Source organism: Novosphingobium sp. HNCC26DJ243 (assembly GCF_057180545.1).
In genome coordinates, this window is record NZ_JBXUGN010000002.1 from 500,117 (window position 1) to 514,904 (window position 14,788).

At 64.6% G+C, this 14,788-nt stretch carries 13 protein-coding genes; 5 read left to right on the top strand and 8 right to left on the bottom strand.

From position 1 onward, the window contains the following. Nucleotides 1–22: 22 nt before the first annotated feature. The 4 genes from AC2A04_RS09950 to hisS form a co-directional block, all read right to left on the bottom strand. Nucleotides 23–949, bottom strand: coding sequence for a DUF4167 domain-containing protein (locus tag AC2A04_RS09950; RefSeq protein ID WP_484212163.1), 927 nt, complete (start codon nucleotides 947–949; stop codon nucleotides 23–25). 224 nt (nucleotides 950–1,173) lie between these two features. Next, a complete protein-coding gene (gene prmC / locus AC2A04_RS09955) occupies nucleotides 1,174–2,037 on the bottom strand; it encodes a peptide chain release factor N(5)-glutamine methyltransferase (protein ID WP_484212164.1) in 864 nt (287 codons plus the stop codon). A gap of 105 nt (nucleotides 2,038–2,142) precedes the next feature. Further along, complete coding sequence (gene prfA, locus AC2A04_RS09960) at nucleotides 2,143–3,207, bottom strand: peptide chain release factor 1 (protein WP_484212165.1); 1,065 nt, start codon at nucleotides 3,205–3,207, stop codon at nucleotides 2,143–2,145. A 247-nt stretch (nucleotides 3,208–3,454) separates the two neighbouring features. Then, nucleotides 3,455–4,702 (bottom strand): histidine--tRNA ligase, encoded by a 1,248-nt coding sequence (gene hisS, locus AC2A04_RS09965; protein ID WP_484212166.1) that lies wholly within the window; start codon nucleotides 4,700–4,702, stop codon nucleotides 3,455–3,457. A gap of 101 nt (nucleotides 4,703–4,803) precedes the next feature. Between hisS and AC2A04_RS09970 the strand changes: the two genes are divergently transcribed. The 3 genes from AC2A04_RS09970 (at nucleotide 4,804) to ppa (ending at nucleotide 8,080) form a co-directional block, all read left to right on the top strand. After that, nucleotides 4,804–6,792, top strand: coding sequence for a M61 family metallopeptidase (locus tag AC2A04_RS09970; protein ID WP_484212167.1), 1,989 nt, complete (start codon nucleotides 4,804–4,806; stop codon nucleotides 6,790–6,792). A 5-nt stretch (nucleotides 6,793–6,797) separates the two neighbouring features. Continuing rightward, nucleotides 6,798–7,454 (top strand): DUF1345 domain-containing protein, encoded by a 657-nt coding sequence (locus AC2A04_RS09975; RefSeq protein WP_484212168.1) that lies wholly within the window; start codon nucleotides 6,798–6,800, stop codon nucleotides 7,452–7,454. Between the two features lie 86 nt (nucleotides 7,455–7,540). Further along, a complete protein-coding gene (gene ppa / locus AC2A04_RS09980) occupies nucleotides 7,541–8,080 on the top strand; it encodes an inorganic diphosphatase (RefSeq protein WP_484212169.1) in 540 nt (179 codons plus the stop codon). A gap of 65 nt (nucleotides 8,081–8,145) precedes the next feature. On the opposite strand, the gene AC2A04_RS09985 is transcribed toward ppa, so the two are convergent. The 3 genes from AC2A04_RS09985 to AC2A04_RS09995 all read right to left on the bottom strand — a co-directional run bounded on the left by AC2A04_RS09985 (nucleotide 8,146) and on the right by AC2A04_RS09995 (nucleotide 11,369). Further along, nucleotides 8,146–9,513 carry a mechanosensitive ion channel domain-containing protein gene (locus AC2A04_RS09985; RefSeq protein ID WP_484212170.1) on the bottom strand — a complete coding sequence of 456 codons (1,368 nt, stop codon included), beginning with the start codon at nucleotides 9,511–9,513 and terminating at the stop codon, nucleotides 8,146–8,148. Between the two features lie 51 nt (nucleotides 9,514–9,564). Continuing rightward, nucleotides 9,565–10,911, bottom strand: a complete 1,347-nt coding sequence (locus tag AC2A04_RS09990; RefSeq protein ID WP_484212171.1) for a TldD/PmbA family protein — start codon at nucleotides 10,909–10,911, stop codon at nucleotides 9,565–9,567. Nucleotides 10,912–11,000: 89 nt separating this feature from the next. After that, nucleotides 11,001–11,369: a hypothetical protein gene (locus AC2A04_RS09995; RefSeq protein WP_484212172.1), complete on the bottom strand. Its 369-nt coding sequence runs from the start codon at nucleotides 11,367–11,369 to the stop codon at nucleotides 11,001–11,003. Nucleotides 11,370–11,589: 220 nt separating this feature from the next. On the opposite strand from AC2A04_RS09995, the gene lptB reads away from it, so the two are divergent. Both lptB and rpoN read left to right on the top strand, forming a co-directional pair. Further along, nucleotides 11,590–12,378, top strand: a complete 789-nt coding sequence (gene lptB, locus AC2A04_RS10000; RefSeq protein WP_484212173.1) for an LPS export ABC transporter ATP-binding protein — start codon at nucleotides 11,590–11,592, stop codon at nucleotides 12,376–12,378. 26 nt (nucleotides 12,379–12,404) lie between these two features. Beyond that, nucleotides 12,405–13,901, top strand: coding sequence for an RNA polymerase factor sigma-54 (gene rpoN, locus AC2A04_RS10005; RefSeq protein ID WP_484212174.1), 1,497 nt, complete (start codon nucleotides 12,405–12,407; stop codon nucleotides 13,899–13,901). 15 nt (nucleotides 13,902–13,916) lie between these two features. Here rpoN and AC2A04_RS10010 read toward each other — a convergent pair whose 3' ends face one another. Continuing rightward, nucleotides 13,917–14,771 carry a phosphodiesterase gene (locus AC2A04_RS10010; protein ID WP_484212175.1) on the bottom strand — a complete coding sequence of 285 codons (855 nt, stop codon included), beginning with the start codon at nucleotides 14,769–14,771 and terminating at the stop codon, nucleotides 13,917–13,919. Nucleotides 14,772–14,788 lie beyond the last annotated feature (17 nt).

Genomic DNA, 14,788 nt, shown 5'->3' on the forward strand with positions numbered 1-14,788 from the left:
CAAGCGGCCAGCCCCTGACGCATCACGCTTCGCTGGCTTCGGGCAGCGGGTTCTTGCGCGGCCGGCCACGCTTCTTGGGCGCCGGGGGCGCATCTTCTGCTACGGGTGCCGCGGCTGGTTCCGCTTCGGGCTCGCTGCGCACGTTGATTGCGGGCGGCAGGCTCGACGGATCGAATACCGCCGGAGCGTCATCCTGTGCAGCATCGCGACGCGGGCGACGCTCGGTGCGCGGGCGCAGGCCACGGCTGCCACGATTGTCGCGAACGAATGGATTGTCGGTCACATCGGCGATGGGTTCGCCTTCGATGGCCGGAACGCCTTCGCCGGGCATCGGGGCAACTGCCTCGACTTCGCCGTCGCGATCGCGCTTGCGGTCAAAACGGCGGTTCTCGCGCGGACGGTCATCACGGGGACGGTCATCACGCGGACGATCGTCGCGGGGGCGGTCATCGCGCGAACGATCCTCGCGGGGACGATCATCACGCTGGCGATCCTGACGCGGGCGATCTTCGTAGCGCGGCCTGTCTTCGCGGGGACGCTCTTCACGTTCCTCGCGCGGTTCGCGCTCCTGGCGCGAAGGCGGGCGGTCGAAAGCCGGGAAATCGCCTTCGACGCTGAAGTCGTTGCTGTCGTCCTCGCCGTCCTGTTCGGACCAGCGTTCGCCGCTGCCGCCGTTCTGGCGATTGCGCTGCTCTTCCTGGCGGACGCGGGTGTCGGCGATCACGCGGAAATAGTGGTCGGCAAATTGCAGGTAATATTCTGCCTGCACGCGGTCACCGTTGAGGTGGGCGTCCTGCGCGAGCTTGCGATACTTCTCCAGCATCTGCGGGGCATTGCCCCGGGCGCGGCTGTCGATCCGGTTGAGCTGCTGTCCACCATTCTGCGGGCGACCATTGTTGCTGCGCCCGCGACGGCGGTTGTTACCACGATTGTTATTCAACTCAGGCACTTCCTTGTTTGGGGCGGCCCATCGGGTATGCAGGTTTGAACAAAATTGCCGTGCAATCCGTTTGCCGCAGAACCCTCCGCCACCGTCCCGCTCCACGTTTTCGATGGGCGAATCGGGGTTCCCAGCATCTGCGCTCGTCCCGGCCCCTTTGGCCGTTCATCCCTGCAAATGGTGGAGTTGGCCAGGACGGGAAGCCTTCATCCGTTCCTTGCCTGTTGTCATGATTAGTCGCCAGCCCCGGCCTTGCCAAGAGGAATATTGCGCCTTTTTGCCATTTCGACAGCGCGCGGCCTCCCCGCCAGATCGCGATGCAGCTTTGCAGTCATGCCCGACGCCTCCGCCAGCGCCATCACGGCGGCATCCTGCGTCCAGCCGATCTCGACCATGGCAATGCCTGCGGGGACAAGCAGGCCGGCCAATTGCGGGATAAGCAGCCGGTAGTCGTCCAGTCCGTCGGGCCCCGCAAACAGCGCGCCCGCTGGCTCGTGCGCGCGCACCGAAGGGGCAAGATCGGCAGCATCCTCGACATAAGGGGGGTTCGCCAGGACGAGATCGAACGTGCCGAGCCCATCCTCCCATCCCGCCTGAGTCCAGTCCCGCTGCCGGAACCGTGCCGTGAGGGCATGACGCCGGCCATTGGCCGTTGCCACGGCGAGCGCATCGGGCGAACGATCGATACCGATCCCTTCGGCTTCGGGCCAGATCGACAGCGCCGCCAAAAGCAGCGCGCCCGATCCCGTGCCCAGATCGAGGATGCGTCGCGGCGGACTCTCGTCCAGACTTTCGCGCGCGGCCTCAATCAGCGTTTCGCTGTCGCCGCGTGGGATCAGGACGGCGGAAGATACTGCCAGTTCAAGGCCATAGAACTCCTGCGCGCCGACAATGTAGGCAACGGGTTCGTGGGCCATGCGGCGTTCGACGAGCGGTGCGAACGACGCTGGCGCCGCACAGGTCATGTGCCGCAGCAACAGGTCCGAGCGCGAACAGCCCAGCGCATGGGCCATCAGCACTTCAGCATCGAGCCGCGCGGTGTCGCTGGCAGGGGCGAGGCGGGTTGCCGCATCGCGAATGGCTTCGGCGACGGTCATATGCGGCGCGCGTGCTTCGACAGGCTCAGCACTAACGGATGTTGGTGCCCGTTTAAATCTGAAGCCCGTTCGGCCCGGGCTTGTCGAAGGCCGCGCTCAAGCACCTCACCCATCCATCGAGGCCAGCCGCTTGGCCTGATCCTCGGCAATCAGCGCGTCGATCATCTCGCCAAGGCCGGTGCCTTCCAGCACTTCGGGCAGGCGGTGGAGCGTCAGGTTGATGCGGTGGTCGGTCACGCGGCCCTGTGGGAAATTGTAGGTGCGAATGCGTTCTGACCGGTCGCCCGATCCGACCATCGCCTTGCGCGCCTCGGCCTCCTCGCCCTGCGCGGCATCGCGCTGCGCTTCGAACAGGCGCGCGCGCAGGACCTGCATCGCCTTGTCCTTGTTCTTGTGCTGGCTGCGCCCGTCCTGGCAGGTGACGACCGTGCCGGTGGGCAAGTGAGTGATGCGCACGGCGGAGTCGGTGGTGTTCACATGCTGCCCCCCCGCGCCGCTGGCGCGGTAGACATCGATCTTGAGATCCTTGTCCTCGATCCGCACGTCCACCTCATCGGGCTCGGGCAGGACCGCCACGGTCGCGGCAGACGTGTGGATGCGCCCGCCGCTCTCGGTCACGGGCACGCGCTGCACGCGGTGTACGCCGCTCTCGAACTTCAGCTTGGCGAAAACGCCATTGCCCGCCACGTTGGCGACCACTTCCTTGTAGCCGCCGATATCGTTGGCGTTGACCGAGACGACTTCCACCCTCCAGCCCTGCTCGGCGGCATACTTCTCGTACATGCGGAACAGATCGGCGGCAAAAAGCGCGGCCTCGTCGCCCCCGGTGCCCGCACGAATTTCGAGCATGGCCGGGCGCACGTCCGCCGCATCGCGCGGCAGCATGGCAATCGCGAGCCGGCGTTCGGCATCCGGCAGTTCGGCGCGAATGCGGGAAAGCTCCTCGTCCGCCAGTTCGCGCATGTCGGGATCGTCGAGCGCGGCAAGGCTGACCAGCTCCTCGCGCATCGCGGCGATCTCTTGCGCGATGCGGGCGACGGGTTCGAGCTCCGCATAGTCCCGGCTGGCGGCAATGAAGTCCGCGCCCTCCAGCGTGCCCGACGCCAGCCGCGCTTCGAGCTCAGCGAAACGGTGCGTGAGGTGGCCGAGGCGGGTGTCGCTTACCGACATGACACAATTCCCCCCTCCCCGGCGGGGAGGGGCAGGGGGCGGGGGAGCGCGGCAACGCCGTGCGTCCAGGCTTGCATGGGCACACCCCCACCCAACCTCCCCCTCAAGGGGGAGGGGCAGGTTGTGCTGGCCACACAAGGAAGCACGTCATGCTGAACTTGTTTCAGCATCCGTCCCTCCGCAGGCGATGTCCGTGCGGGGGGAGAGATGGACCCTGAAACAAGTTCAGGGTGACGGGTATCAACACTCATCTACCCCAAGATTCCATAAATTTCTCAAAGCGCTCGCCCAACGGTGAAATCGGACTGGAACGTATCTTGGACATTGGAACACCCTCTTGCATGCCGACAACAAGCAGGCATTCCGCGTCGAGCTTTACGGCTTTGTCATACCGCTTGCGAGGTGATCCAGCGGCAACCATGTCAGCCACAAAATCTGCCCGCCTCAATTCAGCGAGTAACCGTGTTGCGTAATTCAGAGCCGCATCGTCTTCTACGGCAAGCACAACTTGAAGGCGATTATTGAACTTGTGCCCTGCACCACCCACCAGCATCGCCAACCGCTCAATCCCCGCAGCCCAGCCGACCGCAGGGGTGGCCGAGCCGCCCAGCGCTTCCATCAGCCCGTCATAACGGCCGCCACCCAGCACGGTGCCTTGTGCGCCCAGACGGTCGGTGACGAATTCGAACGCGGTGTGGCGGTAGTAGTCGAGGCCGCGGACCAGGGCCGGGGCGCGGGTCCATGCAACGCCTGCGGCGTCCAGCCCGCCGGTGACCTTGGCGAAGAAGTCCTGTGCTTCCCCGCTCAGGTAATCGTCGATCTTCGGCGCATCGGCTGTGAACGGCTTGTCGCGCGGGTCCTTGGAATCGAGGATGCGCAAGGGGTTGCGTTCGAGGCGGTCTTGCGAATCTTCCGAAAGATCGCCCTTCACGGCGCGGAAGTAGTCGACCAGCGCCGCGCGCCAGGCATCGCGGCTGGCGCCGTCGCCCAGCGTGTTCAGCTGGAGCGTCACGCCGTCCTGAATGCCCAGTTCCTTGAGCAGCTGGTCGGCCATGACGAGCAGTTCGACGTCCGCCTGCGGCTCGCCCGCGCCGATGATCTCGGCGTCGAGCTGGTGGAACTGGCGGTAGCGCCCCTTCTGCGGGCGCTCATACCGGAACAGCGGGCCGTGCGTGGCGACCTTGAGCGGTGCGTACTGCTGCCAGCCATCGGTCAGGTAGGCGCGCGCGATCCCGGCGGTGAATTCCGGGCGCAGGGTGAGCGATTCCCCGCCGCGATCGTCGAAGCTGTACATTTCCTTGGAAACGACGTCGGTCGTCTCGCCCAGCGAGCGGCTGAACACGGCGGTCTTCTCGAACACCGGCATCTCGACGCGGCGGAAGCGGTAGAGCTTGCGCACGCGCTCGAAGGTCTCGACTACGAAGGCGAACGCTTCGGCATCTGCACCGAAGATGTCCTGGGTGCCGCGAATAGCTTGTGGGGTTTGGCTGCTCATGATGGCTGCGCGATTAGCCCGAATGTGAGAAAACGGAAAGGGCCGCAAAAAGGTAGACGCACATGGTTGCGGTTGTGACTGCTTCGGGCCATGAAACGTCCATGATCAAGACACTTGCGGCAGCCCCGCTCCTCCTCGCCCTCACCGTTTCCACCAGCGCGCTCGCTCAAGGCACGGTGTCACGCTCGGCGCCCATGGCCGTGCCGATCAGCCAGACCGTGCCCGATGCGCAGGACGTTGCCTATCCCGGCACGATGACGCTCGATATCGACGCGTCCGACATCACGCGCGGCGATTACCGCGTGACGCAGACGATCCCGGTTGCGGCCGGTGCCAGGGAGCTGATCCTCCAGCTTCCGCAATGGCTTCCGGGCAACCACGGCCCGCGCGGAACGCTGTCCGAACTCGTCGGCATCCAGTTCCTGGTGGATGGCAAGCCGGTCGAATGGAAGCGCGACCGGGTCGAGGTCTTCGCGTTCCACGTGATGCTGCCTGCAGGGGCGAAGGAAGTTGTGGCCAAGTTCATCCATACCTCGCCGCTCCAGTCATCGGAGGGGCGCATCACGATGACGCCCGAGATGCTCAACCTGCAGTGGGAGAAGATGAGCCTCTATCCCGCAGGCCACTATGTGCGCCGGATCAGGGTGAAGCCGACCGTGACATTCCCGCAGGGCTGGACCCCCGCGACCGCGCTTGACGGCATGAGCATGTCCGGCAACCGCGCCACCTGGGCCGAGACCGATTACGAGACACTGGTCGATTCGCCGATCTTTGCCGGCAAGTATTTCAAGAAGTGGGATCTGGGACAGAACGTCACGCTCAACGTCGTGGCCGACAAGCCCGAGCAGCTTGCCGCCAAGCCCGAACATATCGCCGCGCACAAGGCGCTGGTCGAGGAGGCGAAGCTGGCCTTCGGCGCCAATCACTTCGACCATTACGACCTGCTTCTGGCGCTTTCGGACAAGATCGGCGGCATCGGCCTTGAACATCACCGGTCGAGCGAGAACCAGCTCGAGCCCGAGGCGTTCACCGAATGGGACAAGCAGGAGTGGGACCGCAACCTGCTGCCGCATGAATACTCGCACTCGTGGTCGGGCAAGTTCCGCCGTCCGGCGCGCCTGTGGACGCCAGATTATCGCCAGCCGATGCAGGGTGACCTGCTGTGGACCTATGAAGGGCAGGACCAGTTCTGGGGGGCCGTGCTCGGCGCGCGTTCGGGGCTGCAGGGCAGGGACATGGTCCTTGGCATGCTCGCTTCGTGGGCGGGCGGTTTCACGCAATCGCCGGGTCGCGAATGGCGCTCGGTCGAGGATACCGGGTTCGATCCGGTTTTCGCTTCGCGCAAGCCCAAGCCCTTCGCCTCGTTGGCCCGCAACGAGGACTACTACACCGAAGGCGCGCTGGTCTGGCTGGAGATCGACCAGATCCTGCGCGAGGGCACCGGCGGCAAGAAGTCGATCGACGACTTCGCCAGGTCCTTCTTCGGGATGAATCCGGGCGACTGGGGCCAGATTCCGTTCGAGGTCGACGAGATCGTGACCAAGCTGAACGCCCTCTATCCTTATGATTGGGCCAAGCTGATCGACACACGGATCAACCAGCCCGGCCAGCCGGTCCCGCTGGGCGGGATCGAGAAGGGCGGCTACAAGCTCGTCTGGAAGGAAGAGCCCAACCCTTACACCAAGGCGGCGATGGACTTCGGCAAGGGCCTCGCGCTCGGCAACTCCATCGGCATCTCGCTCGACAAGGATGGCAAGGTCACCGGCACGCGCTGGGACAGCCCTGCATTCAATGCCGGGATCGTGACGGGCATGCAGGTCACGGCGGTCAACGGCCTCGCCTATACCGCAGACGACATGAAGAAGGCGATCACCGCGGCCAAGGGCGAAAAGGGAGTGCCGCTCCAGCTTCTGGTCAAGCGCGGCAACCGCTTCGATACGGTGACGATCGATTACAAGGACGGCCTGCGCTACCCTTGGCTGGAGCGCGTGGCACCGGGCAAGGCGCCGACCGGGCTTGAGCTGCTGCTCGCGCCCAGGCGTCCCGGCGGCGCGGCAGCCCTGGCGGCAACAGCGGCAAAGAAGAAGTAAGGCAGATGGCCCGAAGCGCGGCGGGGCTTGGCAAGAAGATCGCCCCGCCGCGCTTCGTGCTGTTTCTGGTGCTGCTGGTGGCCGGGTTCCTGGTCGACTGGCTGGCGATGGGGGCAACGAGCTGGACCGACGCCGTGGCGATGGCCTTCGATCTGGCCGCTTTCGTCTTCCTGCTGTCGCTGATCCCGGTCCTGCGCGACACGTCGGTCCCTGCCATTCGCCGCCATGCTGCCGAGAACGACGCCAATCGCCTGCTCGTGCTGATCATCACCACGGTGGTGACGATGGTCGTGATGGCGGCGATCGCGGGCGAACTGCCCAAGGCTTCCGATGGCGACAGGATCGCCATGGCCAAGCTGGTCGCTACATTGGTGCTGACCTGGCTTTTCGCCAACACCGTCTACGCGCTGCATTACGCGCACCTTTATTATTCGGAGAGTGGCGGCGGAGACCGCAAGGGGCTCGATTTTCCCGGCGAGGACGATCCCGATTATCTCGATTTCGTCTATTTCAGTTTCACGCTGGGCATGACTTTCCAGACATCGGACACGCAGATCAGTGCAAGGCCGATCCGGCGCATCGCCACGCTGCACTCATTCGCGGCTTTCATCTTCAACATTGGCGTGATCGCTTTCACGATCAATGCGATCGGCGGAAGTTGAATACGCCATAAGTCTTGTTGCGGTGCACAAGCGGCTTCGCTAGGGGCGGCGCATCCTCTCCACCCCCATTGAACAAGGGCGAGCCCATGCGCATTGACATGATTCCCACTGGCGACAATCCGCCGGAAAGCCTCAACGTCATCATCGAAGTTCCCGTTGGCGGGGAGCCGGTGAAGTACGAATTCGACAAGGCCTCGGGCGCGCTGTTCGTCGATCGCATCCTGCACACGCCGATGCGCTATCCGGCCAACTACGGCTTCGTGCCGCACACGCTCTCGCCAGATGGCGATCCGCTCGATGCGCTCGTGATCGCGCGCTCGCCCTTCGTCCCCGGATCGGTCGTGCGCGCACGTCCCATTGCGGTGCTGAACCTTGAAGACGAGCATGGCGGCGATGAAAAGCTGGTCTGCGTGCCAGTCGATTCCACCTTCCCGTACTATTCCGACGTGAAGGAAAAGGAAGATATCCCCGAAATCGTGCTGCAGCAGATCGAGCACTTCTTCACCCACTACAAGGACCTTGAAAAGGATAAGTGGGTTCGCGTCGGCAAGTGGGGTGGCGCTGACGAAGCCCGCAGCGTCACGATCGAGGCGATCGAACGCGCCAAGGCTGCAAAGCCCGCCTGACCGTTCCGGATTGCTGAATTGCAAAGGGTCGTTCCGCCAAGGCGGAGCGGCCCTTGTTGCATGGGCTATTCGACCGGACGGCTCGAATCGAGCAGGTCGTTGCCATCGTCCGAGGCCCGCTCGTTCGCGACCATCTTGCGGATCTGCAATTCGGGCGAGGCGCTGTCGGGCGCGGTGTCGGTCGTCGCAGCAGTGGCAGTTGCGCTGGCCGGCGCAACTTCCGGCTCGGGAGCGAGCGATTCGACCTGCTCCAGCTTGACCCGATAGGTCGCATCGGGAAGCACGAAGCTTGCCTCGCGCAAGGTCTTGCGCACCGCTTCGAAAGCCAGGGTTCGCGCCTTTCCGAAACCGGTCTTCGTCTGGTCCACCCAGCCGGTGAACCGCAGGATCTGGGTGGCCCCGGGCATCTCGACGATCTCGGCCGAGGGCTCGGGCTTGTCGAGCACGAAGTCGAGACTGGCAAGCGTATCCAGCCCCTTGCCGCGCGCAAGGCAGGGGTTGTCGCCATGATCCAGGGTGAAGTCGAGGCTGAACCGGCGATTGGGATTGGTGGTGAAGTTGAGAATCACCGCCTTGAACACGGTCGAGTTGGGAATGCGCAGGTGATTGCCATCGAGCGTCATCAGCACGGTCGCCCGGCTGGTCAGGCGCACGACCCGCCCCTCGTGATCGTCGATCTTGATATGGTCATTGGCGCGGAACGGCTGGCGGATCGAAAGCATCAGCGACGAGACATAGTTGTCTATCGAATCGCGCACGGCAAAGCCGATGGCGATGCCGACCACGCCAGCACCGCCCAGAACCGCGCCGAGCAGGGCGGTTGCTCCGATGATCTCCAGGCCCAGCACGATGCCCCCGACCACGAAGGCAAAGCGGATGAACGTGCCGATCAGGTCGCCGAGGAAAGGGTTCGGGGCAATCCGTCGCCACAGGGTCTTGCGCGCGGCTAGCCAGTATCCGGCTGCACCCACAAGTGCGGCGACCGCAATTGCGACGAAGATCAGGGGGATGGCCGCCATGATTGCGTCGGCCTTGTGTGCCAGCCCGCCAATCGCAGGATTGAGATTGTTGTCGACGTCGAGACTGCGTTTCAGCTTGTCCTGCACGGTGACCACGCCCGCCACGCGCCCGGCAACGCCCACGGCCTGGTCTATCGCGGATTGGCTGGGCACCTCGCCGCTGAGGGTAACGACGCCCGACACAACGCGGACGTTGACGCTTCCGAGATTGCCGATTTCCGAGAAGATGCCCCGGATGCGCGCAGCGATTACCGCATCATCGCTCGCCGCTGCTGCGATCTGGGCAGGTTCGCTTGCCGGCTTGTCTGCTGATTTCTGGCTGGACTGGGCCGAAACCGGCTGCGCCAGCAACGCGATGGCCAGACAGGCGGCGATGGACTGAACGAACCGCGCAGCGCGATGGAAAAAGCTCATCACGCCTGAATGCCCGGGCCGTGCGCGCGGTTCCCCGGCGCGAAGGCAAGCTCAGTCGCCAGCGATACTCATGCCGTCGATACGCAGCGTAGGCACGTCGATTCCGCGAAAGACTTCCAGATCATTGGCAGCGGTCATCGCGGCAAACATGTCAACGAGATTGCCGGCGACCGTGAATTCCGCAATCGGTCCGGCAATCTCGCCGTTCACGATGCGGAAGCCCGATGCACCGCGGCTGTAGTCGCCCGTCACGCCATTGACACCGTGGCCGATCAGCTCGGTGACATAGACGCCATCAACGATGTCGGCCATCAGCGCGGCCGGGGTCAGCGCCCCCGGCTGCAGCACGACATTGCTGGCTGTAACGTGGGGCGGGCCCGACGACCCGCGAGAGGCATGGCCGGTCGGTGCGCGCCCGAGCTGCCGGGCGGCGGCACTGTCCATCAGCCAGCCGGTGATGCGACCGCCCGCAACAAGGTCGGACGCGCTGGTGGGCAAGCCTTCGCCATCGAAAGGCCGCGAACGCATGCCGCGCCGGACGTGCGGATCGTCGGTGATGCGGATCGAACTGTCGAACAGTTGTGCATCTTCACGATCGAGCAGGAAGCTTGCGCGTCGCGCGATGGAAGCGCCCGACATCGCGCCAAGCAGGTGGCCGATAAGTGAATTGCCCACGCGCGGATCGAAAACGACCGGCACCTGCCCGCTTTTCACGCGGCCGGGATCGAGGCGCGAGACGGCGCGTTCGCCCGCTTCGCGGCCGATTGCGGCAGGGGCCATTAGGTCTGCCGCGTGGCGCGTGCTGCGCCAGGAATAGTCGCGCTGCATCGTGGCACCCTCGCCTGCGACCACGCTGGCCGAAAGGCTGTGGGTGGAGGCGGCATAGGCACCTGCAAAGCCGTGGCTTGTAGCAAGCGCGAACAGGCCGAGTCCCGCACTGGCACCAGCGCCTTCGCTGTTGGTCACGCCGGAGACGCTGCGCGCCGCGTCTTCGGCTTCCTCGGCAAGCCGGCGCAGGTCGAGCGGGCTGCGCTCGGCCGGATCGTTGAGGTCGAGGTCGGCCACACCGCTGCGCAGGATCAGCTCTTCCGGGGCGAGACCCGCGAACTTGTCGGCAGGTGCCAGGCGCGCCATCGCCACGGCACGGCTGGCCAATTCGTCGAGCGCGGCATCGCCCAGATCGGTCGATCCGATCGATGCCGATGCACCGCTAACGAACACACGCAGACCGACATGTTCGGATTCCGAGCGCTCTACATCTTCGAGCGCGCCAAGGCGCACCTGTATCGATTCCGATGCGTTGGCGAGATAGACCGCATCGCTCGCGTCGGCTCCCGCCTTGCGCGCGCGCTCTACCAGCGCTTCGCAGCGTTCACGGGCTTCAGCGGTAGACAGCATGAATCACGACCTTTTCGCAGCGGGAGCGCTGCGGGGTCTAGCGGGCCGATCCGGGGACGGCAATCAACCTGTAAAGAATGCCGCGCCCCTCAGAACAGGGCGCTGAGCAGCTTGAAGCCCCCGGTGATCACGAAGGGAAGGAGGGCGGCAAGCGCCCAAACCTTGATCTGGTCGCGGCGGAAGGCGGTCCTGAACGCCAGATCGCCCGCCTGTTCATCGCTGAGGTGTTCCCAGCGGCGTTCGAAGTTGCGGAACAGGGGTATGATCGCGGCGACGAGCATGACCAGTACGAACACCGGCAGGATCGAAGCGCTCGACCCCTGGATTTCGTGCATCGTCACGAAAATCTGAAGGCCGGTGTAGACGAGCAGGCCGTATGCAACGTTGTCGCTCATCTTCTTGCGCCAGTCGATCTGTCGTCTGGCCTTTGCGCCCGGCGTCTGGAGGGCCTTGTTCACGGCACTTCCCCTGTATGATCCTTCTCCGAAATGAATAGATCATGCGTGGCCCGCGTCCGCAAGGTTAATCCGTCGCTAACACTCCCTGTCTAGGACGATGTCACGTGCCATGCATAAATCCTGCCAAATTGCAGGTGCAGGGTTTGCCGGGCAGGATCGAGCCGCTATTGAGGGGGCCAAGCACCTGAAAACAGGTGCGGGAATTGGACAGAGCAAATCGATGAGCGTGATCGAACAGACTGCCCCGGCTGCCGCCAATGCCGCAAACGCTTCGCCGCCCCTTCCGCAAGGCGGCCTTGAAGTCGTCTCGATCGCCAAATCCTATGACAAGCGCGCGGTTCTCACCGATATCTCGCTTTCGGTCGGGAAGGGCGAAGTGCTCGGCCTGCTCGGCCCCAACGGCGCGGGCAAGACGACGTGTTTTTATTCGATCATGGGCCTCGTTCGTCCCGACTCCGGCCGCATCCTCCTCGATGGCGTCGATATCACCAAGCTGCCGATGTACCGGCGTTCGGTACTGGGGCTTGGCTATCTGCCTCAGGAAACCTCGATCTTCCGCGGCATGACGGTCGAACAGAACATCGCCACGGTGCTTGAACTGATCGAGCCCGACAAGGCCACGCGCGAAGCGGAGCTGGAGCGCCTGCTCGATGAATTCGGCCTGACGCGGTTGCGGTCGAGCCCGGCAATGGCGCTTTCCGGCGGTGAGCGCCGCCGTTGCGAGATTGCCCGCGCGCTGGCCGCACGCCCCTCCATCGTGCTGCTCGACGAACCCTTTGCCGGTATCGATCCGCTCTCGATCAGCGACATCCGCCATCTGGTGAAGGATCTGAAGGGCCGCGGGATCGGTGTCCTGATCACCGATCACAACGTGCGCGAGACGCTCGACATCGTCGACCGCGCCTGCATCATCTACGGCGGGCAGGTCCTGTTCGCAGGCAGCCCTGAAGCACTCGTTGCCGATGCCAACGTGCGGCGTCTTTATCTGGGTGAAGGTTTCACCCTCTGATGGCCGGGCCGGGGGACATCTGACCCATGGCGCTCGGCCCGAGGCTCGATCTTCGGCAGTCCCAGTCGCTGGTGATGACGCCGCAGCTGCAGCAAGCGATCAAGCTGCTGGCGCTGTCGAACCTCGAGGTAGAGACGTTCATCAGCGAGGCAGTCGAAGCTAATCCCCTGCTCGAAATCGGTGACGCCGCGCCGCCCGAGGCGCTGGATCTTGCGCCTGAGGAACTGCGCCGCACCCATCTCGAAAGCTCCCCGGTCGACCAGCTCGTTGCCGAAGGCCGCGTGGCCGAAGACCGCCCGCTCGACATCGATGCCACCGCGCTCGACAGTGATCGCGACACCGGCGACGGTGGCAGGCTGGAACTGGCCTCCGGGCGCGAGGACTTCGGCGGCGGCTCGGGCGAGGGCCCCGACATCGACGAGCGCGGGCAATCGGCAGAAACCCTTTCCGCTCACCTTCATGGCCAGATCGGCATGACCACCTCGGATCAGCAACTGCTGTTCGCGGCACGATGGCTGATCGATCAACTGGACGAAGCGGGCTACCTCGGCATGCCGCTCGGGGAAGTGGGCGAGGCTCTCGGCTTGTCGCCGGTTGTGGTGGAGCGGGCGCTGGGCCTCGTCCAGTCGCTCGATCCCACCGGTGTCGGTGCACGCAATCTGGCCGAATGCATTGCGCTTCAGGCGAAGGAAGCCGACCGTTACGATCCGTGCATGGCGCGGCTGATCGACAATCTTGAGCTTGTCGCGCGCGGCGAGGTCGCCCGGCTCAAGAGGTTGTGCCAGGTCGATGACGAGGATTTTGCCGAAATGCTCGCCGAACTGCGCAGCTATGACCCGCGCCCGGGCCTGCGCTTTGGCGGCGGTATGACAGAAGCCGTGGTGCCAGACATCCTGATCCGCGAGGGCACTGATGGAGCTTTCACCATTGCGCTCAATCAGGCGACGCTTCCGCGGCTCGTCGTCAACCGCAGCTACTATGTGGAAATGCGCGGCGCCTGCATGACCAAGGACGCCAAGGCATGGCTGGGCGAGCGGCTGGCTGATGCCAACTGGCTGCTCAAGGCGCTCGACCAGCGCCAGAAGACGATTCTCAAGGTCGCTGCCGAGATCGTGAAGCAGCAGGACGGCTTTTTCCGCTTCGGTGTCGCGCACCTGCGTCCGCTCACGCTCAAGACCGTGGCCGAGGCGATCGCGATGCATGAATCGACTGTCAGCCGCGTGACGTCGAACAAGTACCTCAACTGCGATCGCGGGACGTTCGAGCTGAAGTTCTTCTTCACCTCGGGCGTCGGTTCGTCAGACGGCGAAGGGGCTTCTGCCGAGGCGGTCAAGGCGGCAATCCGCCAGCTTATCGATGGGGAAGATCCCAAGGCCATCCTCTCGGACGATGCCCTGGTCGACCTGCTCAAGGCAAAAGGCTTCGATCTGGCAAGGCGTACGGTAGCAAAGTACCGCGAGGCGATCGGGCTGGGCAGTTCGGTGCAGCGCCGCCGCCAGAAGACGCTTGCGGGCGTGCGCTAGGCGACAGGTCCCGGCTCAAGCCGGGTCGGGACGCTCGGCCAGCATGTGCTGGATCATTCCCTGAAGATTGGCGTCATAGCGGGCAAGGACCTGATGATCCTCGGCCGTATCCCAATGCGTCACCAGTTCGCGGCCATTGAACCAGTGCAAGGCGTAGCCCGGCGGATCGGCGATGATCAGGCTGCGCTTGTCTGGCGTGTCGGGATCGATCGGTCGCAGATCGAGCGCGACCTGCGGGGCGGTCGACGGGCAGGTGGCCACGATCGTGCCTTCCCAGGCTGTGGTTATGGCCCGGTGGATATGCCCGCAGACGATGCCGATGACGTTTGCCCGCCCGCGCAGGCACTCGGCCAGTCGTTCGACCCATGGTTCTGCCGGATCGGTGTTCATCCAGGGGATGCCCACTTCAACCGGGGGGTGGTGCTGGACGATCAGCGTGCGCGCTTCGGGCGCTTCATCAAGCCGGGCCGTGAGCCAGGCCGCACGCGCCTCGCAGAAGGCCCCTCCGTGGCGGCCCTCTTCCAGCGTGTCGAGCACGAGCAGGCGCAGTGGCCCGGTTTCGATCACGTATTGCAGGAAACCGCCGGCGAACCTCGCTTCGGGAAAGACCTGCGCGAAGGTCGCGCGCTCGTCGTGGTTGCCCAGAGCGTAGTGGACCGGAAACGGCAGGTCCGAAAATGCCTCGCGCAGCCGTTCGTAGCTTTCGCGGTCACCCCGGTCGATCAGGTCGCCGGTGGCGAGCAGCAAGTCGGGCCGCGGCTCCATCCGGGCCAGTTCCTCCAGCACGCGATCGAGCCGCTGCCGGTTGAACTCGCCCGGGGAATCGGGTTCGAACCCCAGATGAATATCGGTGACCTGCGCTATCAGCATCGTTCCCCGCCGACGTT